This is a genomic window from uncultured Allobaculum sp., from assembly GCF_948576815.1.
Lineage (GTDB): Bacteria > Bacillota_I > Bacilli_A > Erysipelotrichales > Erysipelotrichaceae > Allobaculum > Allobaculum fili.
On the sequence record NZ_CAPAEZ010000006.1, the window covers coordinates 18,775 to 44,484 of the forward strand.

A 25,710-nucleotide genomic window follows, 5' to 3' on the forward strand; every position below is an offset into this window, starting at 1 on the left:
GATTTCATCCCCTGCCTGATTTCCTGAATTCTTTTTCTGCCTGGTAAACGAACAGCCCAAAGAGCCGGTTTTTCCGGTTTTCTTCGGGCTGTTTTTGTATGGGAATGGGGAAAATGCGCATTTCAAAATCGGAAAAGCTGCTAGACGTTTTCCGGTTCGGTTTCTTTTTCGCCGGACATCACCCGCACATAGGCATCGGGATCCTGGGCGTTCAAAACGGCCGGTTCAGAAGACGGACTCGCCAAAGAAGCTGGATCGGTATTTGTCTTCTGATCTTTGGAATTCTCTGTTTTCGAGGATTCGTCTTCTGTCTGGGTTTGCGGCGTTCTGGACAGTTCTTCTTCGAGTTCGTCGTTGCCTTCATGAATGGCGCGTACGTGATGCAGCGATTCCACGAGTGCATCGAGGCAGTACCAGATCCAGGCCAGCGTATAGCTCAGCGGAATCTGCTCTTTAATGGCTTCGACTTTGGATGGAAAGTGCCCGCTCTTTTTCAGATAGCGATGGAGCACAACCATGATTTCTTCCCGTTTCATTTTCGAGAAAAATTCAACGATCCGAAATTCATCGCCGTCGTAGGACGACTTGATCGCATCCAGCTGCGTGACGATCTGATCAAGATAGTCGCCGTAGTCGTACAGCGCGACGGGATCGATTTTGGCCAGCAGTGCGAGCGCCTCGACCAGCCGGCCAAATTCATAGCCAGGATCCGCTGCAGCAGACGAGCGGCCAGGCGTATAGCCGAGCGCGCTTTTCAAAATGTGGAAATCCAGATCCGGGATTTTCGGGAAAACAATATGCATCTGCATCGTCTGGCGAATGAGATAGTTTTCCACGATCTCAATCAGGGGCAGATCCCGGTTTTCAAACGTATACAAATAGCCGCAGAGCGACCCGAGCTGCTTGCGCGTTTCGAGATAGCCCTGGTTGTACATGCGCATCGCATGACAGGTAGAAAAATCCAGCGCGTTTCCCGGATTAATCAGCGGTTCGAGATAAAACATGTCTTCCGTTAAGGAAGGCGGCAGCGGTTCGCCCGGATCGTGCAGGTCGACGACGACCGTCCAGTCCAGGCTGGGATCGAGGGCATTGAGCAGATCGATCGGCACGTTATCCGCGTACATGCCATCCATATACTCTTCTCCGTTGATCGTCACTTTCGGAAACGCGGGATAGCACGCCGAGGAAGCCATTACGACTTCTTCCGCGTTTTCCGCAGTAATTTCGCCTTTAAAAAAGGCGCGGGCTTCCTTTTTCGTATCGTTATACGCCATGCATCCGTAGCGTACGGGCGATTCTTTGAACGTTTCGTAATCGAACATCATCCGAAAATGTTCGCGCAGCGGTGTGATGTCCATTTTGGAATCGAAGTACTTGATAATGAAATTCAGAACTGTCCGGCTTCCGAGCACTTTTTCCTTCAGTGTCACCGGCAGAACCGGCAGATCTGCCGCAATTTCCTGGGGCTGCATGTTCATGACAAAGTCTGTAACCGTCTCGATGCGGTTTCCCGGATAAAAAATGCCGACCAGCGCGCCGATCGACGTCCCGCTCAGCGCGTCAAAGGTGATGCCGGCTTCGTTAAACGCCTGCCAGACGCCGACGTGATAGCACCCTTTCGAACCGCCGCCTCCAAGGACGAGTCCATATTTTTCATTCGGCTTCTTATCGGCCGGACGCAGGTTCTGATGTCGTTCTCTGTTCATAAGCTGCCTCCATGAAAAACCAGACCAGGGCAAGCGCGACCTGGCCGGGCAGAATTCGATTGTACGGGGTCGTTTTCAGCATCGAATCGACGCCGGTGCGCGCAATCCGCTCTTTCATCAGTACGATCAGCCGCATTTTCGAATGAATGTCGTCTTCATTCTGGATTGTCGTGCGAATCGGATGGGCTTCAATCTCGCTCAGACGCGTAAAAAGCAAAGAAAGAAAATCCGCAAATGAATACACGCGATACGGATCGAGACCGGCCAGATACGCCAGAATTTCGAGCAGTTCCACAAAGCTTTCCTGTTCGAGCAGAGCCTTCGACAAGTCGCTTGGCGAATACTTCACGGCCCAGCGGCTGAGTCCTGCAATTTCTCTGGCCTCCATGGAAATACGATGAATCGAAAAGAGAAAGCCCAGATAGCCTTCGTAAAAATCGATGGCTTCCTGACTGCTTCGATCAAAGGTAAAGAGATGACCGGCATACAGGCCGAGCAGTTTTCCCATTTCCAGCTCGCCTGCAGCCAGATTTTTCATGCACGCAGCGCGGGAGAAATCGAGAAAGTTTTCCAGCGGCAAAATCGGCTTCATCAAAAAGAGATCGACCGATGGAGAAACCGGAAGCACGAGGCCTGGCCCTTCGACATCGACGCCAAGTACCTTTTTCGCGCCCATCTTCTCGGCCAGATCTACCGGCACGTTGTCCCAGTAGCCGCCGTCAATGTACTCCTGAGCGTTCATCTTCATGACCGGAAATGCCGGGTAACACGATGCGGAAGCCAGAATGATGTTCTGCGCGTTTTCTTCGTTCATCTCGTTTTTGAAATAGGCTTCCGGCCTTTTCGTGCTCAGATTAAACGTCATGCACGCAAAGTTGGTCGGCGATGCCCTGAACGCTTTATAGTCAAACATCGCATCCAGCGATTCCTTGAGCGGCGAGATGTTCATCCCCGTTCTCGAAAAGATGTAGCGGGAGAGAAAGTCTTCAATTTTCTTTCGATCCTGAATCCATTTGCCCAGATTTTCGGGAAAGTAAACCATATCCTTGGCAATCGCCTGCGGATGCATCGTCTGTACAAATTCGATCATCTGTGGCAGGGCACCCTGCACATACATGGCGCCGACCAGCGCGCCGATCGACGTGCCGCTCACCGCATCAAAGCAAAGCCCGGCTTCATTCAGAGCTTTCCAGAGACCGATTTCGTAGCAGCCTCTCGCCCCTCCGCCGCCTAAGGCAAGCCCATTTGGGACGGCATTCAGGTTTTCAAACCAGCTGTTCATTCGGATCCCCTCCTTTGACAAAATAAAAATGCATTCCTGTTCAGAAATATGCATTGAGTGTACCAAAACCGGCAGGAAAGCAAACCTTTCAAAACTGGAATTCTGTTCGTTTTCTCAGGAGCCTCCGGCGCACGATCCGCGAACAGAAAAAATCATAAGCAGCCCGCAAGTTTCTCATACAGAGCCATACCGTGCGCAAAGGCGATCACAAATCCGATCATCAGCGCGCTTCCAAAAGGAATATCCTCATTTGAGAAGCCAAGTAAAACGAAGCCTGTAAGAAGACTGATGGCCATGCATACCTGCATGCGTTCAAAGCCAAGCCCAAACGCCAGGCCGAAAAGCAAAAGCACATCCGCAAGCCCCAGTTTCTTCTGTCTCCATAAAACCAGACCGCCAATGCCATACACAAAGCCCAGACCATCCAAAAGCGAAAAGCCCCGCAATCCCGGGTGCGTGAGTCCGACACTCCAGAAAAGAAGAAGTCCAAACGGTAACAGCCAGTACGCGCTGAAATAGCGCGTATACAAATCTTCCATCCACGCCATGCCGCCAAAAAGACCGAGAACGCAAAAAAAGAGCAGTTCCTCTGACCAGGCCAGTTCGAGCAGAACGTACGGATAATACAGCACCCAGAAGATAAGTCCAGCAGCGGATCGACCATAGTGGCGCCAGATAAAAAACAGAAAGCAGCCCGTGCAGACGAGCGCAGAAATGAGCAGTCGTGTCATATCTGGACGGTAACAGAAACTTGTGACTTTCCAAACCGGCTCTAGTTTCGCTCCGTACGCTGGATCTGCACGCTTTCTGTTCTGTATTTAATCTTTATAAAATCGACAGTTTGGCGGCCTGCTTTCGGCTTTCGCTTCAGACTTCCCGCTCGAATTCCCTTCTAAAAATCCGCAGGAAGCGTTTTTAAGGACAGTCTTTCGCTTTTGGGAATTTCGATGACAGCCGGCTTTTCAAAAGGCGTGTTTTCCAGCGAAATTTTCCACGCCTGCAGCCGGTAATCGCCTTTTCCTTTTTTATCGCCGTACTTCACATCCCGGGCCAGCGGGGTATGGAAATGGGCGAGCGTGGCGCGGATCTGATGAAAGCGTCCGGTATGCAGATCGATCTGCGAAAGGCACAGATGCCGTACTGGATCTTCCTCAATCGTGTGCACATCCATAATGGCGCTGTCATAGCCGTCTTTCGGGCTCTCGCTGATCAGGGCCTTTGTTCCTTCTTTTTTCAGCCAGACTTCAATATGTCCCTGAACGGGCTTTTTGCGGGTAACGGCCAGGTAGCTTTTTTTGAGTGCGCGCTCCCGGATCGCCTCGGCCAGCGTTCGCGCGCTTTCGGCGTTTTTGGCCGCCAGCACCAGACCGGACGTATTCCGATCCAGACGGTGCGCCAGAGCCGGTCGAAACGACTGTTCCGCTGCGGGATCGTATTCCCCGTTTTTATACAGATGCCAGAGCAGACGGTCGTTGAGCGTATCCTGGCTTTCGGCCGAATCTTTAACCGAAAGCAGACCGGCCGGCTTGTTTGCCGCAATCAGGTTTTCGTCTTCGTAGACGACATCCAGATCGGGCCGCTTTTCCATCGTCTGCGGTTTGGTTTCGAGAAGATCCGGCGCCAGAAAGAGCAGAATGTGATCGCCTTCCTGCAGGATCTGATCAAACTGCGCCCGCTTGCGGTTCACCTTGATTTTCTTATTGCGCACCGCTTTATAGAGCGCGCCCTTGTGCAGATTTGGAAACGCCTTGAGCAGAAACTTGTCCAGGCGCTGCGACGCGTCATTTTTCTGAATGATCAGCTCTTTCATAGAAATTTCTCCTTCTCCAATCAAAATTCCCGCTTTCGCGGATTTTGAATATTTCCAAAGAAAAGCGTGTTTCCACCGTCTGGACGGAGCGCCTTTCTCCTTTTCTTCTTCATTTTTTCTTCTTTATGCCGACGGAGTATCCAGCCGGCTTTTTTCCATCCCGTTTTCTGTTTTCAAAAAATCCTATTTTCTGAGGATGAAAGGAAGCGGCTCCGGCTTGCTTATTTCCTTTTTGTGCAGTGCGATATCATTTTGAATCAAAACATTGAAAAAAAGGATGACCGGAATAAAAATAATAAGGAACACACTGCGAAAGCCGCATGGGAAACCGTCACTTCCTGTGCCTGAATTTTAAGGCGATATTTTTCGAAACCCCTTACATTTCCAGATAATTTTCGACAGTTCATGGTTTCCGTTTGTGAATTTTGTAACAACTTGTTATTCTAAGAAAGCTGTTTAAGTAAATTCATCAGAAATCACATTTTGATTCCATACAGAGGAAGGAAGGAGCAACTTACATGAGAGGTGTTTACAACTCGGTTACCGATATTCGTCGTAAAGTCTTTGCGGCCATTGCCGATATGGCTTACAGCGATGACGTCGATTACAAAGAAAGAATGGAAGCCATTCCCTATGAAATCATTCAGGGCAAACAGGCCAAATACCGTGATTCCGTTTTTCTCGAACGTGCAATCATCGGTGAACGTCTGCGCTTAGGCATGGGCCTGCCCGTACGCGACATTACCACCGCCGGCGCGATCAGTGACGGCGTCGAAGAGAGCGCTGTAGCGACAAAGTACTATGACCAGCCTCTCGTTAACATTATCTCCTTTGCCTGCCATGGCTGCCCGGAAAAGAAAGTCATGGTCACCAGCGCCTGCCAGGGATGCCTTTCCCACCAGTGCGTAGAAGTCTGCCCGAAAAAAGCCGTACACATGGTGGACGGTCATTCGGAAATTGATCAGGACCTCTGCATCAAATGCGGCAAGTGCATGGAAGCCTGCCCGTATCATGCGATCGTAAAAATTGAACGTCCGTGCGCGGTAAGCTGCGGCATGAACGCCATCCATTCCGACGAAGACGGAAAAGCCAAAATCGACTACGACAAGTGCGTATCCTGCGGTCAGTGCCTCGTTTCCTGCCCGTTTGGCGCCATCGTCGACAAAGGTCAGATTTTCCAGACCATCAAGGCCATGAAGGAAGGCGAAGAAGTTATCGCCGCTGTAGCTCCTGCCTTTGTCGGCCAGTTTGGTCCGACCGTTACTCCGGAAAAAGTCGTTGCGGCGCTGAAGGAAGCCGGATTCTCGGATGTTGTCGAAGTCGCCATCGGTGCCGACCTGTGCACGATTGAAGAAGCCGAAGACTTCCTGAACAAAGTTCCGGAAAAGCAGCCGTTCATGGCGACCAGCTGCTGCCCGGCCTGGTCCGTAATGGCGAAAAAGGAATTCCCTCAGTTCAAAGACTATATTTCCATGGCGCTTACGCCCATGGTTCTGACCGCCCGTCTCATTAAAAAGGAACACCCGAACGCAAAAGTGGCCTTCATCGGTCCCTGCGCGGCGAAGAAGCTCGAAGCGAGCCGCCGTTCCATTCGTTCGGACGTCGACTTCGTTCTGACCTTTGAAGAAGTCATGGGCATGTTCGTCGCCAAGGGCATCGATCTGCCGCAGGTTGTTGCCGAAGAAGGCACCTTTGACAAAGGTACCGCAGCGGGCCGTGAATTCGCGGTTTCCGGCGGCGTAGCGAAAGCCGTTAAATCCCTTATCGAGAAAAACAATCCGGGTACCACGGTAAAAGTCCAGGCTGCCGAAGGTCTGAAAAACTGCCGTACGATGCTGATGATGGCCAAGGCCGGCCGTCTCAACGGCTACCTGCTCGAAGGCATGGCCTGCCCGGGCGGATGCGTAGCCGGTGCCGGAACGCTTGCCCCGATCGCCAAGACCTCGGCGCAGGTCAAGAAGTACGCCAAGGAAGACAAGATGCAGTTTGCGGACGAATCCATGCATTCGGATCGCGTGCACGAAATCTCCCATATGTACGACGCACCGGAAGAATAATTTCCAGCTTCGTCTTCCCTTAACGCTATTTACGCCGGAGCAAAACGCTCCGGCGCTTTTGTTTTTCGGGGAGATCTGTTTCAATAGAGGACAGCCGTAAACCCGTTCGAAAACGGATTTTTCACTCTGTCTTCCGATTTCTTTTATAATTGGAGGGCACGGTTTCTTCTGTTTCACACAGGTACCGGCTTCAAGGAGGCTTGACATGAAATCCATCCGCGAGTTCTACGAATATCGCGAACTGCTCAAGACGAACGTTCGCAAGGATATTCGCGGCCGCTATAAAGGTTCATTTCTTGGCGTCCTGTGGACATTTCTGACCCCTCTGCTTCAGGTGCTGGTTTACTACCTGGTATTCCCTTACCTGATGCGCGGCGGCATGCCGAACTTTCTGGTGTATCTGATTACCGGTATTTTCCCCTGGAACTTTTTCCAGAGCGGCGTGGTCGGCGCGACCGGCTGCATCAAGGCCAATGAGGGCGTCGTCAAGAAGGTTTACTTTCCGAGAAAGATCCTCGTGCTTTCGCAGGTTCTTTCCGGACTGGTCAACTTCTTCATTTCCATTCCGATCATGCTGATCTTCGTTGTGATCTACCAGATTCCTCTGACGTGGAACGTTCTCTGGATTCCGGCAATCGGAGTGATTGAAGCCCTTCTCATTTACGGCATCGGTCTGATTCTGGCTGCCGTGAATGTGTACGTCCAGGACGTTAACAACATTATTCAGTTCGTCTTAAACCTGCTGTTCTATGGAACGCCGATCGTTTATTCGCTCAGCGTGTTCCCTTCCAAGCATATTCTCGCCTATATGATCCGTCTGAACCCCCTGACGATGATCGTAGACGCCAGCCGCGCCGTCATGATGGACGGAACGGCGCCAAACTTTATCTGTCTTGGCATCGTGCTGCTGCTCGGCATTGTTCTGACCATGTTTGGTACCTGGGTATTTGACAAGCTGCAAAGAGGCTTTGCGGAAGAGCTCTAAGGCTTCCAAAGGCTTTCTATCTTTTCTTACCCGCTGACAAAGCGGCACCAATTGAGGGATTCTGCACATTTAATTTGTTGATTACGTGTTAAACACGAAGGAAACAAGCAATCGAAAACGCATTTCTCTGCAGAATCAAGAAGACCTGATCCGGATGTTCTATCCGGATTTTGGCTGTATGGAGATCTGCTTTTTTCCTTTATATAAAAAGAGCATCCCGACAGAAAAGAAATATGCGATCGAAGTTGAACTGCTTTGGTTTGCGCAAAGCGAAAATTTGACAGTGTACAATAGTTCATTTCGACGCGATGGATTCATCAATGTTATTTTGATGTTAAACATGAAGTAAAGTAATCAGACGGCAGCCCGAACGCCGCACAGACAAAGACCTGTGCCCTGGGACTGACCGGTTTAAAAAGGACATTTTATGAGCAATGAATTTTATTCTTTAATGATCAACCAGTTTCTCGTAACCCCGCATCCGGATCAGTCCGTTTCGATTGTGATGTCCGGCATCGCGGTCGATACCGAAACTCCGGAAGGCGGCGACTTTGAGCTGAAAGTCAACGGCCAGCCTGTACACACGCGCGTACGCCGCGACCGCCGCAATCAGGGTGCCCGCCTCGCCAAACAGGCACCGGAAATTACCCACGCCGGCTTTACCCTGCGTGCGGATCTGCCAAACGTGAACGTTAAAAAAGTTGAACTGACCTACAACGGCCGCGGAAAAAAAGTATTCGAAGGCCAGGCGCTCGAAAAAGCGACCAATACGACTGGCCTGATGTCGATGATCGACGTCTATCTGTACCAGAAGAAAAAAGACCTTCTGATCATTCAGGGCTGGCTGATCGGCACCAATTCGTCCGAGCCGTTCGAAATCACCCTGCTCGACGCGCACGGAAACGAAGTTAAGGACGCTAAAGTTCGCTTCTCCGCCCGCTTTGATGTTTCCCGCAGCTTCTTCACTCTGACCGAACGCGTCAGCGGCTTCCATATTTATGTAAACAACCCGGCCCGCTTCGATAAGCCGTTTTCCATGAAAGTGTCGAACGGGCAGCAGGAATGGATCGTTCCGATCGTTCAGCCAAAACTGAGCTGGCTTAATCTGAAAGGCATCAACGCCCAGCGCATTTCCCATGGCGTGGAATACCTGCGCATCCACGGGCTGAAACCGTTCCTTTCCCGTCTCCACTTCAAGGCGACCCATAAGGACTCCCCGTTTAACGATGAGTACAACCGCTGGTTCCTCGCGCACCGCGCTACACCGGAACAGCTTGAAGCGCAGCGCAGGGTGAAATTTGACTGGAACCCGAAAGTTTCCCTGATCGTTGCCGCGTACAACACGCCGCTCGATCTTCTGGAAAAAATGATCGATTCCGTGCGCGAACAGACGTACGATAACTGGCAGCTGTGCATCGCCGACGGCTCTTCGACAAACGATGTCGAAGACTACCTCAAGGCGCATCCGGATCCAAAAATTTCCTGGTGCCGTCTGGAGAAAAACCTCGGCATTTCCGGCAACATGAACGCTGCAGCCGATCTGGCGGACGGCGAACTCATTTCGCTGTACGACCACGACGACTTCCTCGAACCGGACTGCCTGTTTGAAGTCGTTAAGGCGTTTAACGAACACGACTACGACTTCGTCTATACCGACGAAGACAAATTTGAAGACGCGACCGGCCGCTATGTCGGTCCAAACTTCAAGCCGGATTTCTCCCCGGCTCTGCTGCGTTCCACCAACTACATCTGTCACTTCCTGACGATGAAAAAGAGCGTCTATGACGCGGCCGGCGGAACGCTCAAAAGCGAATACGACGGCGCGCAGGACTTCGATCTCGTGCTTCGTCTGATGGACATCTGCAAGCCCGAAAAGATCGGCCATCTGCCGCGCATCCTGTATCACTGGCGCATGCATGCCGGATCGACCGCGCTCGATTCCGAAAGCAAGCTCTGGGCCTACACGGCCGGCGAACGTGCCCTCAAAGACTGGGCGACACGCAACGGCATGGATGTCGAAGTGCTCGATACCGACGTCCATGGCCAGTACCATCTCAAATACCCGACACCGGGCAATCCGCTCGTTTCGGTCATCATCCCCAACAAGGATCACATCAACGACCTCAACGTCTGCCTGGACAACCTTATCCGCCGCTCGACGTACAAAAACTTTGAAGTCATCGTGGTCGAAAACAACTCGACGGAACAGAAGACGTTTGAAGGCTACGAAGATATCAAGCGCACGTATCCGGATAAAGTACAGATCATTGAATGGCAGCATCCGTTCAACTACTCCGCCATCAACAACTTTGGCGTAAAGCACGCCAAAGGCGAATACCTGCTGTTTCTGAACAACGATACCGAAGCCATAAACGGCGATCTGCTTCAGGAACTCCTCGGCCAGGCCGTTCTGCCCGGTGTGGGTGCAGTCGGTGCCAAGCTGTACTATGAAGACGGCACGATCCAGCACAACGGCGTCATCATCGGCCATTCCGGGGTTGCCGGTCACGCGATGATCGGTCAGGTCGAAGGCGGCGAAAACTACCGCCTGCGTACGATGACCAACGTCTCCGCCGCAACGGCTGCCTGTCTGATGGTTCCCCGCCACGTCTTTGAAGAAATCGGCGGCTTTAACGAAGATCTCGCCGTCGCCTACAACGACATTGATCTCTGCCTGAGAATCCGCAAAGCCGGCCACCAGATCATCCAGAACCCGTTTGCGATCATGTTCCACTACGAATCGCAGACCCGCGGCTACGAAGATGATGAGAAGAAAAAAGCCCGCTTTGAAAACGAAGTGCGCCGCATGTATCATCTGTGGCCGGATGAACTGCGCAGCGAAGATCCGTACTACAACCCCAATCTCGACCTCACCAGCATTACCTACCAGCTGCGCAAGGACGATGAAGTCAACCCCTACATCAACCCGGACTTCCTGGGCGAAGACTACTACACATGCGGAACCCTCCGTCCAGAACGGCCAGAACCAAAAAACGAAGACGAAACGAAAGCTTCGTCTGAAAAGAAATAACCGGCCCATCGATCCGGAAAAGAACCGTTCCGAAACGAGAATGCCAGGGATGAGAAGTCAGTCACTGCCTTCTCATCCTTGTTTCTTTCCGAATGCGTATGGCCATTGCCCTGTCGCCTGATGGCAGAGCCAGAACGATCAAAACCAATTTGAAAAACGAAAGAACAGGAAACAGCCTCTGAACCCGAGGTGCCTTCCTTTTTTATAAATTAAAAGAATCTGAACGAAAAGAAACTGAAACAAAGTAAGGAAATCCGTAAGGATTTCGCATTAGAAACGCGAGGTGGATTCATGGATCAGTCCAATGCTATTGAAATCCGGCATATGACCAAGACCTTCAAGATCTACAAAGACAAACAGAAAACCCTCAAGGAAAGACTCACCCGCCGCAAAGGCGCGATGACGGAAAACGTCGTCCTCGATGATATTTCCCTCGACATAAAAAAAGGAGAAACCGTCGCTCTGATCGGAACCAACGGGTCCGGCAAGTCGACTCTTCTCAAACTGATGACCCGCATTCTCTACCCGAATAAAGGTACGGTAGAAACCCAGGGCAAGCTGACCAGTCTGCTCGAGCTTGGCGCCGGCTTCCATCCGGACTTCACCGGCCGCGAAAACATTTACTTCAACGCGGCTGTGTTCGGTCTGAACAAGGATGAAATCGACAAGCGTATCGATGACATCATCGAATTTTCCGAACTCGGTCACTTTATCGACGAACCGGTCCGCACGTACTCTTCCGGTATGTATATGCGTCTGGCTTTCTCCGTTGCCATCAATGTTGACGCCGAAATTCTGCTCATCGACGAAATTCTGGCCGTCGGCGACCAGCACTTCCAGAACAAGTGCTTCGACAAGCTCGAAGAACTGCGCGACTCCGACAAGACGATCGTCATCGTCAGCCACTCGCTGGGCATGGTCAAAATTCTCTGCTCCCGCGCGGTATGGATTTACAAAGGCCATCTGCGCCTGGACGGCGACCCGACGTACGTCATTTCCAAATACCTGGAACAGTCCGCCATCGACAACAAGGAAGAAGCGCAGAAAGCCGCCGAAGACGCCAACGCCCATGTACGCGGCGCCGTCTTCATCGATACCCCCGCGCCCTTCCAGTCGCTGCCCAACTCGGAAAACCTTCACGTCAAAGGCTGGGGCGTTTCCAACTCCCTGGATGAACAGCTTGAAGTGCTCTTCGATGACGAAGTACTTCCCAATACGTGCCGATCCCGTCGAAGCGACGTGTTCAAAGCGTACGAAGAAGACTATGCCGGCTTCATCCATGAAGACACCGTCGGCTTTGAAGTCATCATTCCAAAAGAAAAGCTCACCGACGGTGCCCATCGCATTGAAGTCATTTTGCGCGACGGCAAAACCAAGCGCCAGATCGACCACAAGAGCATCCGTGTGCGCTTCGATGAAAATCCCGTCAACTTTGAAGACGATGATAAAGGATAAGGATCTCTATGCCTCTTTCTTCTGAATCGTCTTCCCCGCTCTCCGTTCCGGACCCGGTTTTGGAGCGCGTCAGTGTTGTCGTTGCTGTCTATAACGGCGAACCGTATTTAGCAGAACAGCTCGATTCCATCGCCAGCCAGGCCCGTCCCTTTGACGAACTGCTCATTCGCGATGACGGTTCTACCGATCACAGCAACGCCGTTATTAACGCCTGGATCGAAGCGCATCCCAATTTGAACGTACGTGTTCTCGACAGCGATGAAAATCTTGGCTACATCCGAAATTTTGCCCGCCTGCTCGAAGCGGCAAGCGGCGATTTCATTTTCCTGTGCGATCAGGACGATCGCTGGCATCCGGATAAAATCGAAACGATGCTGCAGGCGCATCGGGAGTTTCCCGAAGCCCAAGTCATCGCCTCTTCCTTTTCGTTCATGAACCAGAACGGCGAACTTTTCGAAGCAGATCCCCTTCCAGGCTGGTCTAACCAGAACCTGCTCGAAAAATCCGACATCACTTTGAACGGCATGACGCCAATCGAACTTTCGGATATCTTCATCCACAACGGCTTTCAGGGCTGCGCGATGATGATTACCAGAGACATGGCCAAGCGCTACGTCGCCGATCAGAACTTTCTGCTTCCCCACGACTGGCAGCTCGCTCTGCTGGGCGCAACAACCCATTCGCTCTATTATCTGGACAAGCGGCTGTTTGACTATCGGATTCACGATTCCAATACGACCAGCCTTCCGCAAGCGTATTCCGATTCGCTGCTGACCAAACTGAAGCACGCGAGAACGTATTATTACCGCACGGCGCCCTATCTCGATCGAATTCACGTCCTCTGCTCACTGCAGATTACGCAAAGTGACCTTTTCACAAAAGATATGGCCGAAGAGCTGGCGTTTCTGGAAACGTATATGGAAGCGATGGATCGCAGGTCCTTCTCACTCTATCGAAAGCTCATGAAAGATCCCAAACGTTCCTGCATGACGCGAAAAGAGCAGATCTGCGGCTGGATTTATGTCCTTGCCGGCTATCGCGACAAAAACAGAAAACGATAAAACGCGTCTGGTGATGCGTCATTCTCTGCCTCAATACCGCAAAAAGCAGGACAGGCGTACGTGCATTTACCATAAAGAACAATAGAAACACCGAACCGAAATCTTCGCGTCGCGGCAGGATTTCGGTTTTTCTTTGCGGCGCTGATCCAATTCCAGACCAAAGTTCGAAGGCGCCCGTAAAATGCGGGTAAAATAGGACACAGAATGAAAAAGCGAAGGAAAACTTCGGGCACTTTTCTGTCGAATCGTTTCCTTCGCCTGTTCTGGAAAGCGAGCTGAATCATGAAACCTTATGCCTATTATGAAGTGGCCGCGCTGACGCCGTCGGTATCGATCGGCGATCCGATGGTCAACGCCATGAATATTCTTTCTCTTTGTGAAAAGCTGCCCGAGACCGTACGTCTGGCGGTCAGCCCGGAACTCTCGTTAACGGGCTATACGTGTCAGGATCTCTTTTATGAATCCCTCCTGCAGAAAAAAGTGCTGGAAGCCCTGGAATGGCTTTGCGAAAAGCTGCCGGATCACCTTTCCCTTCTGGTCGGACTTCCTTTGCAGGTGGAAAACCATCTGTACAACGCCGCCGCCTTTATTTCCAATCATCAGGTTTTAGGCTTTTACGCGAAAAACTATCTGCCCAATTACAACGAATATTACGAGCCGCGCTGGTTTACCTCCGCGCTCTATTTACCGGAAAACGCGACCGTTCATTTTATGAAGCGCGCCGTTCCGGTTCGCGAGCGCATCGTGTTTGAAGACTTTACGACGGGCGCCGTGATCGGTCCGGAAATCTGTGAAGACCTCTGGGTTTCCATTCCTGTAAGTTCCCGCCTGGCAGCAGCCGGTGCCAACGTGCTGTGCAACCTTTCCGCTTCCAACGAAGTCATCGCCAAGGAAGAATACCGGACGTCTCTTGTACTCGAACAGTCCGCGCGCAATTATGCGGCTTATATTTATGCCAGTGCCGGTCCGGATGAAAGTTCCAGCGATCTCGTATTTGGCGGACAGAAACTCATCGCCGAAAACGGTCATATTCTCGCGCAGAGCTCGATCCTGCATCCGCAGGAAATCATCACCGCGCAGATCGATCTGGAAATTCTCAAAAACGAGCGCATGAAATACAAGACGTCCTTTGAATCGCTCGAAGACGGCGTAACGAAAGTACCGTTCGCGTCCAAACCTGTACATTCGATCGAACTCAAGCGAACCGTCAACGCCTATCCGTTCGTTCCTTCCGATCTGCATCGCCGCATTGCGCGCTGCCAGAAAATTCTTACGATCCAGGCGACCGGTCTGGCGACCCGTCTGAAAAAGATCCGCTGCTCCAAAGTCGTTCTCGGCATTTCCGGCGGTCTGGACTCCACGCTCGCTCTGCTCGTCTGCGTGCGCGCCTTCGATCTGCTCCATCTCGATAAGAGCGGCATTATCGCCGTGACGCTGCCGGGATTTGGTACGACCGACCATACGAAATCCAACGCCATGAAGCTGATGGAACTGCTTCACGTCACCACAAAAGTCATTCCGATCGCTGATGCGGTCAACATTCATTTCCGCGACATCGATCAGGATCCGAATACCTTCGACATTACATACGAAAACAGCCAGGCCAGAGAACGTACACAGATTCTCATGGATCTGGCCAACAAGGAAAACGCACTCGTCATTGGTACCGGCGATTTGAGCGAACTGGCTCTTGGCTGGTGCACATACAACGGCGATCACATGTCCATGTACGCAGTCAACGTATCCGTGCCGAAAACGCTCGTTCGCTATCTGGTCGAAACCGAAGCGCTCGAAGCGAAAAATCAGGGCAATACGGCTTTATACGATGTCCTTACCAGCATTTGCGACACCCCGGTTTCCCCGGAACTTCTTCCGCCCGATAAAGACGGGTCGATCGCCCAGAAAACCGAACAGGTACTCGGCAGCTACGATCTGCACGACTTCTTCCTGTATCATATGATGCGATTCCACGAATCGCCTTCCAAGATTTTCGATCTGGCCTGCCATGCTTTCCCAAATACGGATCCAAAAGAAATTCTCAAGACGCTGCGTCTGTTTTATCAGCGCTTTTTCAGCCAGCAGTTCAAGCGCAACGTCATGCCAGACGGCGTCAAGGTTGGTTCCGTCAACTTCTCCCCGCGCGGCGACTGGCGCATGCCTTCCGACGCTTCCCGCTCCATGTGGATGGCCGATCTCGATTCGATCGAGCTCTAGCATCACCCGATCCGGATCCTGTTTTGCATAGAGCAAAGGATCTCCGGACTGCACCGCCCCTGTTTTTGAAAGATATTGTGTATCCATTGCCTGTCCCTTTCCTGTAGGAATCGGACAGGCTTTTTGTATAAAACCAGCCAGAAGCGGATGTTTTTTCAACAAAATGTTCTGGCTCAGAAAAGCTTGTACGCATCTGCTTTAAAACCGTTTTCCGCAAAGAATTTCTGAAATTGCTTTTTCGTGAAAGAAAGAAGATGGACGTATGTACTTTTTTATGACCATTCGTACAAGCCCGGTGTCATGGCATGGAACGCGGTGCCGATTTTTAAAAATTCTGGCACTTTTCGCAATGCCAAATGTCAATTTGAAACCGTTGTAGGCCAAAAATAAACCACGTAGGATGGAATCAACAAAGAAAGGAACAAAACGATATGAAACAGAAGCTTCAGAGGTTCGGCCGATTCCTTTCCGGAATGGTCATGCCGAACATTTCCATCTTCATTGCCTGGGGTATTATCACAGCACTTTTCATCCCCACAGGCTGGTGTCCAAACGAGACACTGAATCAAATTGTTTCCCCTATGCAGCGCTTCCTGCTGCCCGTACTCATCGCCTACTCCGGCGGCAAAATGATTTACGGCGAACGCGGCGGCATCATCGGCGCCTGCGCAGCCATCGGCGTTGCCGCTGGTGTAGAAACCCCGATGTTCATCGGTGCCATGGCGGTTGGCCCGCTCGGCGGCTGGTGCATGAAGAAAGTGGATGAATTCATCACCCCGCGGACGCCGCAGGGCTTCGAAATGTTATTCACGAACTTCTCCGCCGGCATCCTAGGCGCCATCCTCGCAATCCTTGGCTGCCTGGCCATCGGTCCGCTCTGCGAAGTTCTTACTTCCGCGCTGGAAACCGGCGTTGCCTTCCTCGTTCATCACGGCATGCTCTGGCTGACGAGCCTGATCGTTGAACCGGCAAAAGTTCTCTTCCTCAACAATGCGATTAACCACGGCGTATTCACCCCGATGGGCATGAATCAGGTTGCCGAAACCGGCAAATCCATCTTCTTCCTGATTGAATCCAATCCAGGTCCCGGCTTAGGCCTTCTGCTCGCCTACTGGTTCTTTGGCAAGGGCAATGCGAAAGAATCCGCTCCAGGCGCCATGATCATCGAATTCTTCGGCGGTATTCACGAAATTTATTTCCCATACGTTCTGATGAATCCGATCACCATCGTCGGTCTGATCGGCGGCGGCATGGCCGGCGTCATCACCAACTCGATCTTTAATTCCGGTCTGGTTTCCGCAGCTTCTCCTGGATCCATCATCGCCATCCTCGGCATGACCGCCCGTGACAGCTATCTCGGCGTCATTCTTTCCATCGCGATTGCCTTCGCCGTTTCCTTCGGTCTGAACTGCGTTCTGCTCAAAGTATTCGGCAAAGACGAAGACATGGAAGCCGCAAAACATAAAGTCGCTTCTTCCAAATCCGCATCCAAAGGCCAGGCCGTTCCAGCGGCTGCTCCAGTCCTGATTCAGGCTGACGTGAAACTGCCTAAACTTGCCTTCGCCTGCGATGCGGGCATGGGTTCTTCCGCCATGGGCGCTGCAGGACTGACGAAAAAGCTGAACGCCGCCGGCGCAGACTGTACGGTTCCGCATTACGCCATTAACGATCTTCCCTACGATATGGAAGCAGTCGTTACCCAGGCCAGCCTGGTCGATCGCGTCCGCACCAAATGTCCAAACGCAAAAATCTATCCTGTAAACAATTTCATGGGCGGCGCCGAATACGATGCCATCGTTTCCGATCTGCTCGCCAGCGCTTCGAACACCGATGAAGCCAAACCTTCTAAAGCGCCTGGTGCACTGGAAAAAATCGTCTTTGCCTGCGATGCGGGCATGGGCTCCTCCGCCATGGGCGCCGCGGCACTTGCCAAAAAGCTGAAAGCCGCCGGCCTGAACATTCTCGTTACCCATTGCGCCATCAACGATCTCGCCAGCGATACCGCATTTGTCGTAACGCATGAGTCCCTTGCCGACCGCGCCAGACAGCAGTGTCCGAACGCGACGATCCGTCCAATCACCAATTTCATGGGCGGCAGCGAATACGATGCCATCGTCGAAGAAATCGCCGGCTAAGTTCTAACCCTTTCGATTCCCTCATTTCCACAGGGATCCATCGCCCTGGATCCCGCCTCGTTTTCCCTTGCTTCACTTGCATGGTTTCCTCTCTGAACTTCACAAAGGAAACGCCCCTTTAAAAACACGCCACGCTTATGAACCTTACTCAACGACAGATTCGAATCTTCCGGACGCTTCTGGACCTTGAAGACGGACAGACCATCAGCACTGAGCAGCTGGCTGCCAAAGTCAGGGTGAGTCGACGAACGCTGTTTCGCGAACTCGAATCGATCCGGCTGATTCTCGAACAATACGGCCTGTCCCTTTCCCGACGGCCCGGCCTATCGCTCAACGGGGACAGAGAAAAACTCGCCAGAGCCCTCGACACAAGACAGGCGCCTGGCGCACTCGATAAAGACGAACGGCAGGACATGCTTCTGTATGAACTGCTGCGGGCCGAAGAAAAAGAAAAGCTCATTGTCTATGCCGCCCGGTTTCAGGTTTCGGAAGCGACGATCTCGCACGATCTTGAAGACATGCAGCCCCGTCTGGACGCCTGGGATCTCCGGCTTTCCAAAGACGGAACCATTGAAGGCAGCGAAGACGCCAGACGACGCGCCATGGCCGAACTGGTCCGTGACGGCGTCGAATACAAAACCGTGGACTATCTCGATCCCGATACCGTCCTCGAACAGATTTTCAACGGAAGTGCCATCTTCTCCCTGCTCAATCAGGACATCCTCAAACGGATTCTCGACCTGTTTTCCGAGCGGCGCGAAGAACTTGGATTAAGCCGCTACGAACAGAACTCCTATATCGGACTGGTCATTCATCTCGTCATCGCTCTCGAGCGCATCCAGGCCGGCGAACCGGCCAGCGAGCGCATCGAAGGCTTGCCGGATCTGGAAGAAAGCCGGCAGGAAGCCAGAAAAATCACTTCCTTGCTGGAAGACGAATTTGAACTGACCTTTCCGGAATCCGAAATCGATGCCATCGCGCTTCATCTGCGCGGAGCCAAGGTCAACGCCGCCACCGGTACGCTTGACCACGACCAGAACGAAATTCTCGAACTGGCCAGACAGTTTGTGGAAAGCTTCCCGCCGGGCGACGCCGCGCTGCTCAGTACCGACCCGCAGTTCATTCAGGGCCTGCTTTCCCACCTCGAACCGACGGTCATCCGCCTGAAAAAAGGCCTTCCCATTTACAACCCGCTGCTCTCTTCATTAAAGGAGCAGTACGGAGCCCTCTTTGAAAAGACACGAAACGCGGCAGCGTCGATCGAACGCACGCTTTCCCTTCCCCTCTCGGATGAGGAAATCGGTTTTCTGACGATGCACGTCGGCGCCTGCTTCGAGCGAAGCGGCTATCAGTACCGACGAAAGATTCACGCCGCTGTCGTCTGTGCCAGCGGCATCGGCGTTTCCGCCCTGCTTCGTGCCCGTCTGGATAAGGCGTTCTCCAGCCAGATGGATCTCGAAAACCTCTCGCTGGCCCAGGCCAGAAAACGCGCAGATCTCGAGCTCTTCATTACTACGTTTTATCCCGGCACACTTCCGGCGCCGTTCATTCAGGTTTCGCCGATGCTGCCGGTGAGCGACCTGAAAAAGATTCAGGAACAGCTGGCCCTCATGCAGACCACACCAGCGCCGCTTGAAAGCGCCCAGGCCGGTATGGATCAGGATCTGCTGGAACTAGAAGAAGCCATTCAGGCCATTCGTCCGCTGCTCAACCGGATACCAATCATCCATTCCGATCGGAAAACCGCCGACGAACTGATTCACGAAGCCGCTTCGGTTTTCGAAGGCGATTCTGAGCGCCTTGAGCGCGATCTTCTCACCCGCGAACAGCTCGGACCCGTCGTCGATCCCGACGAAGGATTTGGACTCTTCCATACCCGAAGCCAGGGCACCGACAAGCCCCAGGTCGCCGTGCTTGTTCCAGATGACGGTACCTTCCATAACGGCCTGCAAGTCATTCTGGTCACCATTCTTCCCGAACAGCACACCAAGGCGATGCAGGAAGCGCTCAGCGAACTCAACGTTGCGCTCGCTCTTGATCCCGCGTTTCGAAACACGCTCAAAAGCGGACCCGATTCCAAGCGGCACGAAGCGCTCAACCGCATTCTCAGCGGCTATCTCCACCGCATTCAGAGCCGAATCGGCTTTTAAGAAAAGCCAGTCCTGCATAAAGCTTTCCCGCTTTATACGCCTCAATATTTTGAATTTTCCAGCAGCCAGACTGTCGGATCGTACCGATCCATCGAACATTCCGCACAGGAATCAGAAAGGAGCCCTCTCATGGCACTGTTTTTTAAGAAAAAGAAAGCCGAAGAACCCAAAAACGAAATCCTCAGTAAGGAAAACATCCGCACCGGATGCAAAGCCGCAACCAGCGATGAAGCCATCGTCTCCGTCGGCCAGATGCTGCTCGATGCCGGCTACATTTCCGAAGGCTACATTCAGGGCATGCTCAACCGCGATCATTCTCTGACCACCTACATTGGCAACGACATCGCTATTCCGCACGGCGAATACGAAGTAAAAGACTGCGTGAAGAAAACCGGTCTGGCCATCCAGGTGTATCCCGACGGTGTGGAATGGGCCGGCAGCCGGGCCCGCATCGTCATCGGCATCGCCGCCACAACCGATGAGCACATCACTATCCTGCAGAACATCGCCGAGCGCTTAGGTGACATGGAGATGGTTGAAAAAGTCGTTGCGGGCGATCCCGATCTGATCCACAGGATCATGACCATGGAGGCTGCATGATTACCACCGTTACCTTCAATCCGGCGATCGATAAAACCGCACAGGTTCCGCAGCTGATCGCCGGCGGCCTCAACCGCCTTGAGAACGTCCGTCAGGACGCAGGCGGAAAAGGCATCAATGTCTCCAAGACGCTCAAGGCGATCGGCCAGGACAGCATTGCCACCGGCTTTCTGGCCGGATCGGCCGGCAAGTTCATTGAAGACCGTCTCGACGATCTCGGCATCGATCACGTCTTCGTCCAGATCGAAGGCAGCACACGAACCAATCTGAAAGTGCTCGACGCCCAAATGAACCTGACTGAGCTCAACGAAGCCGGACCGATGTGCACCAAAGACGATCTCGACAAGCTGATCGATCAGCTTTCGGATCGCGAGGGCATTCTCGTTCTTTGCGGCAACACCGGACCGGGCGTTCCCAAAGACATTTACCGCACGCTGACCGAAAAAGCGCACGCAAGCGGCCTGCAGGTCATTCTCGACGCGGACGGCGGACTCTTTAAGGAAGGGATTCAGGCCCATCCGGACATTATCAAGCCCAACCGCTTCGAACTCGCCCAGTACTTTGGAAAGCGCGAAGAAGACATGGACGCTCAAACCATGATCGAACTGGCCAGAACGTTCATAAACGAAGGCGTCAGGCTGGTCGTTATCTCGATGGGCATTGAAGGAAGCCTCTTCGTAACCAGAGACCGCGCGCTTCAGGCTCCGGCACTGAAAATCCCGTTCCAGTCCGCCGTCGGCGCTGGAGACGCGATGGTCGCTGCCCTGGCTTACAGCCTGGAGCATGAAATGAATCTGGAAGACACCATCACGCTGGCGGTTGCCATGTCCGCCGGCGCCTGCATGACCGAAGGCACGCAGCCCGCTGATGCAGCAACCGTAGAAACACTGAAACAGGAAGTAACCTGGAAGGAGATCTAAATCATGAAAACAAAAGCGATCCGCCTGTATGGCGTAGACGACATCCGTCTTGACGAATTTGAACTGCCGGAAATTCAGGATGACGAAATCCTGGTAAAAGTCGTATCCGACTCCATCTGCATGTCCACCTGGAAAACCGTAAAACAGGGTGCGAAACATAAACGCGTACCAAACGACGTATACGACAACCCGATCATCATCGGCCACGAATTCGCCGGCGACATCGTGAAAGTCGGCAAGAAATGGCAGAACCAGTTCAAGCCCGGTCAGAAATTCGCGCAGCAGCCGGCCATCCCCGGTCAGATGGAATCCCCGGGATACTCCTACCGTTACTGCGGCGGCGACACCGAATACTGCATTTTCCCCAACCACATCATTGAATCCGGATGCCTCTGGACGTACGATGGCGACGCCTACTTCGCCAGTTCAGTAGCCGAACCCGTTTCCTGCTGCATCGGCGGCTATCACACCAACTACCACACGATTCCTGGCACGTACCAGCACGTAATGGGTACGAAAGAAGGCGGCGATATCCTGATCCTTGGCGGATGCGGCCCGATGGGTCTTGGCGCCATCTCCTATGGCCTGACCTTTGAAAACAAGCCAAAACGCATCGTGGTTACGGAAATCAGCGATGATCGCATTCACCGTGCCAGAGAAGTCATCAGCGAAGAAGAAGCTGCCAGAAACGGCGTTGAACTCATTTACGTAAACACCGCCAAAATGGAAGATGCCGAAAAAGAACTGCGCGACATCACCGGCGGCAAAGGCTACGACGATGTCTTCGTCTACATTCCAAACCCGGCTGTATGCGAAATGGGTAACCGCCTGCTCGCCTACGACGGCTGCATGAACCTCTTCGCCGGCCCGACCGATCCGAAGTTCTCCGCCACCTGCAACCTGTACGACAGCCACTACTCCCGTACCAAAATCATCGGCTCGACCGGCGGTACCATCGATGACATGAAAGAAGCCATCGAAAAGAACGCCGACGGACGCATCGATTCCGCGGTCATGATCACCCACGTTGGCGGTCTCGCTTCCGCTGTAGACGTTACCAAGGATCTGCCAAACATACCTGGCGGCAAAAAGCTCGTCTACACCCACATCGACATGCCGATGACCGCGATCGACGATCTGGCCAGCCTCGGCAAGCAGGATCCGTTCTTCTACGAGCTCGACAAAGTCTGCAAAGCCAACCGCGGACTCTGGTCGGCCAAAGCCGAAAAAATGCTTCTGGAACACTTCGGTGAATAATTCGCCCGCACCTTGAAGTGACAGAGCCTGAGGAAATAAACGGACCGGATTTCGCCCCATCCGATCCTATCTTCCTCATTCCTTTCTAAATCTGTACCTCTTCATCTGTATCCTTTCTGTCTCCTTTGTACAGCACCCCGCCTTCATCCATCCGGCAGGGGTGTTTTCTGCAGGTTCGTGATGCGAATTTTCACCGTCTTCGCTATTTTGGATGTACACCCCATACGCCGTTCCCAATTTTTCTAAAACGGAATTTCCCGTTTTATAACCCGCAAAAGAAAACCGCATAAGGCCTTTTATTTTCCCTGTGCGGTTTATTGGATTTATGGAATGGAGCGTCTGGCGTTTGCGTCGGCAGTTTCTGGTTTCCTACCCAGAAGACCGGGGATCGCCTGATCCATCTCGCCAGATCCGCTATTTTTTAGAGGCAGAGGCTTTTGGATCCTCAGACGAAACTGGATCCTTCGTATTTGAAACCTCCCTCAGTCCGGCTTTTTTACAGATGAGGGACAGCCAGTAATTGAGATTGTCCAGATCCCGATAATATAAACGCTGCTTCTTTCTCTCGGCCAGAGCCTGAAATCTGGGCTGCAGTCTGGTGAATATCGAAAGCGCTTCCTGAACATAGTTTTGTTCAGCCAGCGAGATTCCATAATGAAGTTCCGTAATCCCTAGATCCCTCTCGTCGAAAACATCCGCATGTTCGCACTGAAGCTTTTTTCTGGCCAGTTGAATAGCATGATGATAAGAAGCTTCGGCATTCTGCCATTCCCCGGTTCTTGAATACATATCCCCCAGACGGTCATACGTATTCATCCAGGCTTCCAGATATTGTTTTGAAAGTCCGTTTTCCGTTAAATACAGATTTTGAAAACCTTCAAGAACTTCATTGAAAATCTGGACCGCGATTTCAAATTCGTGCAGATCGAAAAAACAGCTGCCAGCCAGATATGCGGCTTTCCCCCGTTCTGCCTGAATTACAGGGAGACCATACCTTTCGTAAAGGCTGTCGAAAATCTCCATCTGTTCTTGATAAACCGCAAACAATCCCGATTTCCATGCCGCTGCTTTTGCTTTTCTGAATGGGAAGGAAAGCCTCTGTTTGAGTTTTTTAAACACATCCGAGTTCCATGCTTTCCTGAGTTTTCCAAGGATCAGTTCAATACCGATCCCGGAAACTCTGAGCTGGTATTCCAGCGGTGCGGATTCGAGATGATCAACGATCGTATCGACGAAACCAAGGACTTCTGAAAAATCATTTTCATTCTCCAGATTTCCGATCTGGCAGAACAGATCGATTACTCTCTGTGTTTTCGAACAGAGCAGATCATACGCTTCTAACGGAATCAGAGCCTTCGCAAGATATCCATTAACGATGCAGCAGTTTTCCCAGGTGTATTCGTCGTTTTCCGGGCTGCGTCCATAAAAACGAAAGATATCCTTTTCTACCAGAGCGGAATCTTCCAGCAGAACATTTTTTGCCTGCTCATAATCCTTCAGATTCATGCAGCTTCTTCCGGCCAGTACAAGAAGAGAATAATGACGGAAACGATAGTCCTCATATTCCGCTGTGTCCGAAGTTTTTTCAAACAGCGCGCTGGCCTCATATAAAACTCGAAGCGCTTCAGAATCCCTGTCCTGAATATATAAAACCTGTCCATACTGATATTTCAGAATGGCAAGGAAAAGCGTGAGTTCCGTAGAGTTCTCCTCTTCCAGATCCTCTTCAATCCTAGGAATCAGAAATTCAAGTTCAGGCTCCGCCTGCGCAATATTCTGGTGCTGACAGATGGTTATGATTCGTATGGCGCAATTTTCCAGTCGAGTGCGTGTATCGGGATCCGGATCCAGTTTATAAAGCTTCTGGAGCCGTTTTAAAAGAATCCTGCGGTATACAGCTTCGCTTTCTTCATCCTCCTGCTGAGGATACAGATCCGCAATATTTTTCAAAATCATCTCGTCCTGCAAAAGGGTATCGCAACTGGCACAGTCCTCTGCAGACAAGACGGACCGAATCTTCCACCAGCTTACAAAATGCTTCAAAGCTCTTATGTGATCGCCCGATTGCAGAGCGCATAGGGCTGCGTTGCTCAAGGCTGTGAACAGATTCTGAAGCGAAAGATCATCGCGTCGCAAGTCGTAGTCTTTCCGTGCGGACTGAACGCTTTTTTCGAAATGGCCCAGCGCCGTTTCAAGGTCTCCTGAGCCATAAAAGATGCGTCCCATATCGCTCTCCAGTACATTTTCCAGAGAATCGGGATGATCGGAATTTGCAGGAAAGGCATTCAGCTGATTCAAAGCCTCTCTATAAAACTGAATCGCCCGTTCTGGATCCCTTTGACGTTCAAAGAACAGACCCGCTTTTCGAATCGAAGCTGCCGCTTCTGGAAAGCGCATGGAAACTTTTTCCGAATCTATTTTGTCTTTGTTCAGCTGGTTCTTCTCTACCGTGCAGTCCTGCATTTTCAGCAGGGCCATCTGATAACAGCTTTTGGCCTGTTTTTCTGAACCGGTAAGAGAATGGCTTTCTCCAAGCCCGTATAAACAAAGAATCATTTCCAGATTGTCATCTCGCGTCCTGTTTTGAATGTCAGAGATTCTTTTTATGGCTTTTTCAAAATAAGAGCGCGCACAGGCCGGTTTGTTCAGGCGCATATAATTCTCGCCCATCAGCCTGTATATATGAGCCAGACTGCTTTGATCGGACGGCGAAAGGTAAGCGCCTTTGTCAAGCAGAATTTTTTCCAGCTGTCGTAAGGTTCGAGCCGACTGCACATAGTCTTCCTGTTCCCTGGACAGCCAGGCCTTCAGCATCAAATCTGTTTTTTCTAAGTATTCTTTGCAGAAGGCGTATCCAGTGGTGCTGTTTTGGATCATGTCCTCAATTTTCTTCAGCAGATTGGAAACCCCATCCATATCCTTTTCTTCACACAGCAATGTCGCTTCAAGACCCGTTAAGTACGCTTCCCATTTCAATCGAGTACTGTATACATCCGCGCCAGTGCTGTCGTTCAGCGTCTTTTTGAATGCATTCAAAGTTCTTCTGG

General features: G+C 51.9%; 16 protein-coding genes. 11 read left to right on the plus strand and 5 right to left on the minus strand.

From position 1 onward, the window contains the following. Positions 1-140 precede the first annotated feature (140 nt). From Q2J39_RS01430 to Q2J39_RS01445, 4 genes are all read right to left on the minus strand, one after another. Positions 141-1,706, minus strand: a complete 1,566-nt coding sequence (locus tag Q2J39_RS01430; RefSeq protein WP_288338940.1) for a patatin-like phospholipase family protein — start codon at positions 1,704-1,706, stop codon at positions 141-143. Further along, positions 1,666-2,988: a patatin-like phospholipase family protein gene (locus Q2J39_RS01435; RefSeq protein ID WP_288338939.1), complete on the minus strand. Its 1,323-nt coding sequence runs from the start codon at positions 2,986-2,988 to the stop codon at positions 1,666-1,668. The genes Q2J39_RS01430 and Q2J39_RS01435 overlap by 41 nt, the downstream gene beginning before the upstream one ends. Positions 2,989-3,140: 152 nt before the next feature. Beyond that, a complete protein-coding gene (locus tag Q2J39_RS01440; protein ID WP_288338938.1) occupies positions 3,141-3,719 on the minus strand; it encodes a hypothetical protein in 579 nt (192 codons plus the stop codon). Positions 3,720-3,880: 161 nt separating this feature from the next. Further along, positions 3,881-4,798 (minus strand): RluA family pseudouridine synthase, encoded by a 918-nt coding sequence (locus tag Q2J39_RS01445; protein WP_288338937.1) that lies wholly within the window; start codon positions 4,796-4,798, stop codon positions 3,881-3,883. Positions 4,799-5,316: 518 nt separating this feature from the next. On the opposite strand from Q2J39_RS01445, the gene Q2J39_RS01450 reads away from it, so the two are divergent. From Q2J39_RS01450 to Q2J39_RS01500, 11 genes are all read left to right on the plus strand, one after another. After that, a complete protein-coding gene (locus tag Q2J39_RS01450; protein ID WP_288338936.1) occupies positions 5,317-6,855 on the plus strand; it encodes a 4Fe-4S dicluster domain-containing protein in 1,539 nt (512 codons plus the stop codon). A 205-nt stretch (positions 6,856-7,060) separates the two neighbouring features. Then, positions 7,061-7,840: an ABC transporter permease gene (locus tag Q2J39_RS01455; protein WP_230268274.1), complete on the plus strand. Its 780-nt coding sequence runs from the start codon at positions 7,061-7,063 to the stop codon at positions 7,838-7,840. Positions 7,841-8,267: 427 nt separating this feature from the next. Next, positions 8,268-10,871, plus strand: coding sequence for a glycosyltransferase family 2 protein (locus Q2J39_RS01460; RefSeq protein ID WP_288338935.1), 2,604 nt, complete (start codon positions 8,268-8,270; stop codon positions 10,869-10,871). A 291-nt stretch (positions 10,872-11,162) separates the two neighbouring features. Next, positions 11,163-12,326 carry an ABC transporter ATP-binding protein gene (locus tag Q2J39_RS01465; RefSeq protein WP_230268272.1) on the plus strand — a complete coding sequence of 388 codons (1,164 nt, stop codon included), beginning with the start codon at positions 11,163-11,165 and terminating at the stop codon, positions 12,324-12,326. An 8-nt stretch (positions 12,327-12,334) separates the two neighbouring features. After that, positions 12,335-13,387 (plus strand): glycosyltransferase, encoded by a 1,053-nt coding sequence (locus Q2J39_RS01470; protein ID WP_288338934.1) that lies wholly within the window; start codon positions 12,335-12,337, stop codon positions 13,385-13,387. A 282-nt stretch (positions 13,388-13,669) separates the two neighbouring features. Then, a complete protein-coding gene (locus tag Q2J39_RS01475) occupies positions 13,670-15,601 on the plus strand; it encodes an NAD(+) synthase (RefSeq protein WP_288338933.1) in 1,932 nt (643 codons plus the stop codon). Positions 15,602-16,032: 431 nt separating this feature from the next. Then, positions 16,033-17,736: a PTS mannitol-specific transporter subunit IIBC gene (locus Q2J39_RS01480; RefSeq protein ID WP_288338932.1), complete on the plus strand. Its 1,704-nt coding sequence runs from the start codon at positions 16,033-16,035 to the stop codon at positions 17,734-17,736. 137 nt (positions 17,737-17,873) lie between these two features. Next, positions 17,874-19,886: a BglG family transcription antiterminator gene (locus tag Q2J39_RS01485; protein ID WP_288338931.1), complete on the plus strand. Its 2,013-nt coding sequence runs from the start codon at positions 17,874-17,876 to the stop codon at positions 19,884-19,886. Between the two features lie 129 nt (positions 19,887-20,015). Then, positions 20,016-20,486, plus strand: coding sequence for a PTS sugar transporter subunit IIA (locus Q2J39_RS01490; protein WP_230267608.1), 471 nt, complete (start codon positions 20,016-20,018; stop codon positions 20,484-20,486). Next, positions 20,483-21,406: a 1-phosphofructokinase gene (gene pfkB, locus Q2J39_RS01495; protein ID WP_288338930.1), complete on the plus strand. Its 924-nt coding sequence runs from the start codon at positions 20,483-20,485 to the stop codon at positions 21,404-21,406. The genes Q2J39_RS01490 and pfkB overlap by 4 nt, the downstream gene beginning before the upstream one ends. A 3-nt stretch (positions 21,407-21,409) precedes the next feature. Then, complete coding sequence (locus Q2J39_RS01500) at positions 21,410-22,663, plus strand: zinc-binding dehydrogenase (protein ID WP_288338929.1); 1,254 nt, start codon at positions 21,410-21,412, stop codon at positions 22,661-22,663. Between the two features lie 414 nt (positions 22,664-23,077). Here the strand turns inward: Q2J39_RS01500 and Q2J39_RS01505 are convergent, their stop codons facing one another. Then, on the minus strand, positions 23,078-25,699 hold the full coding sequence (locus Q2J39_RS01505) for a tetratricopeptide repeat protein (RefSeq protein WP_288338928.1): 2,622 nt from the start codon (positions 25,697-25,699) through the stop codon (positions 23,078-23,080). Positions 25,700-25,710: the final 11 nt, after the last annotated feature.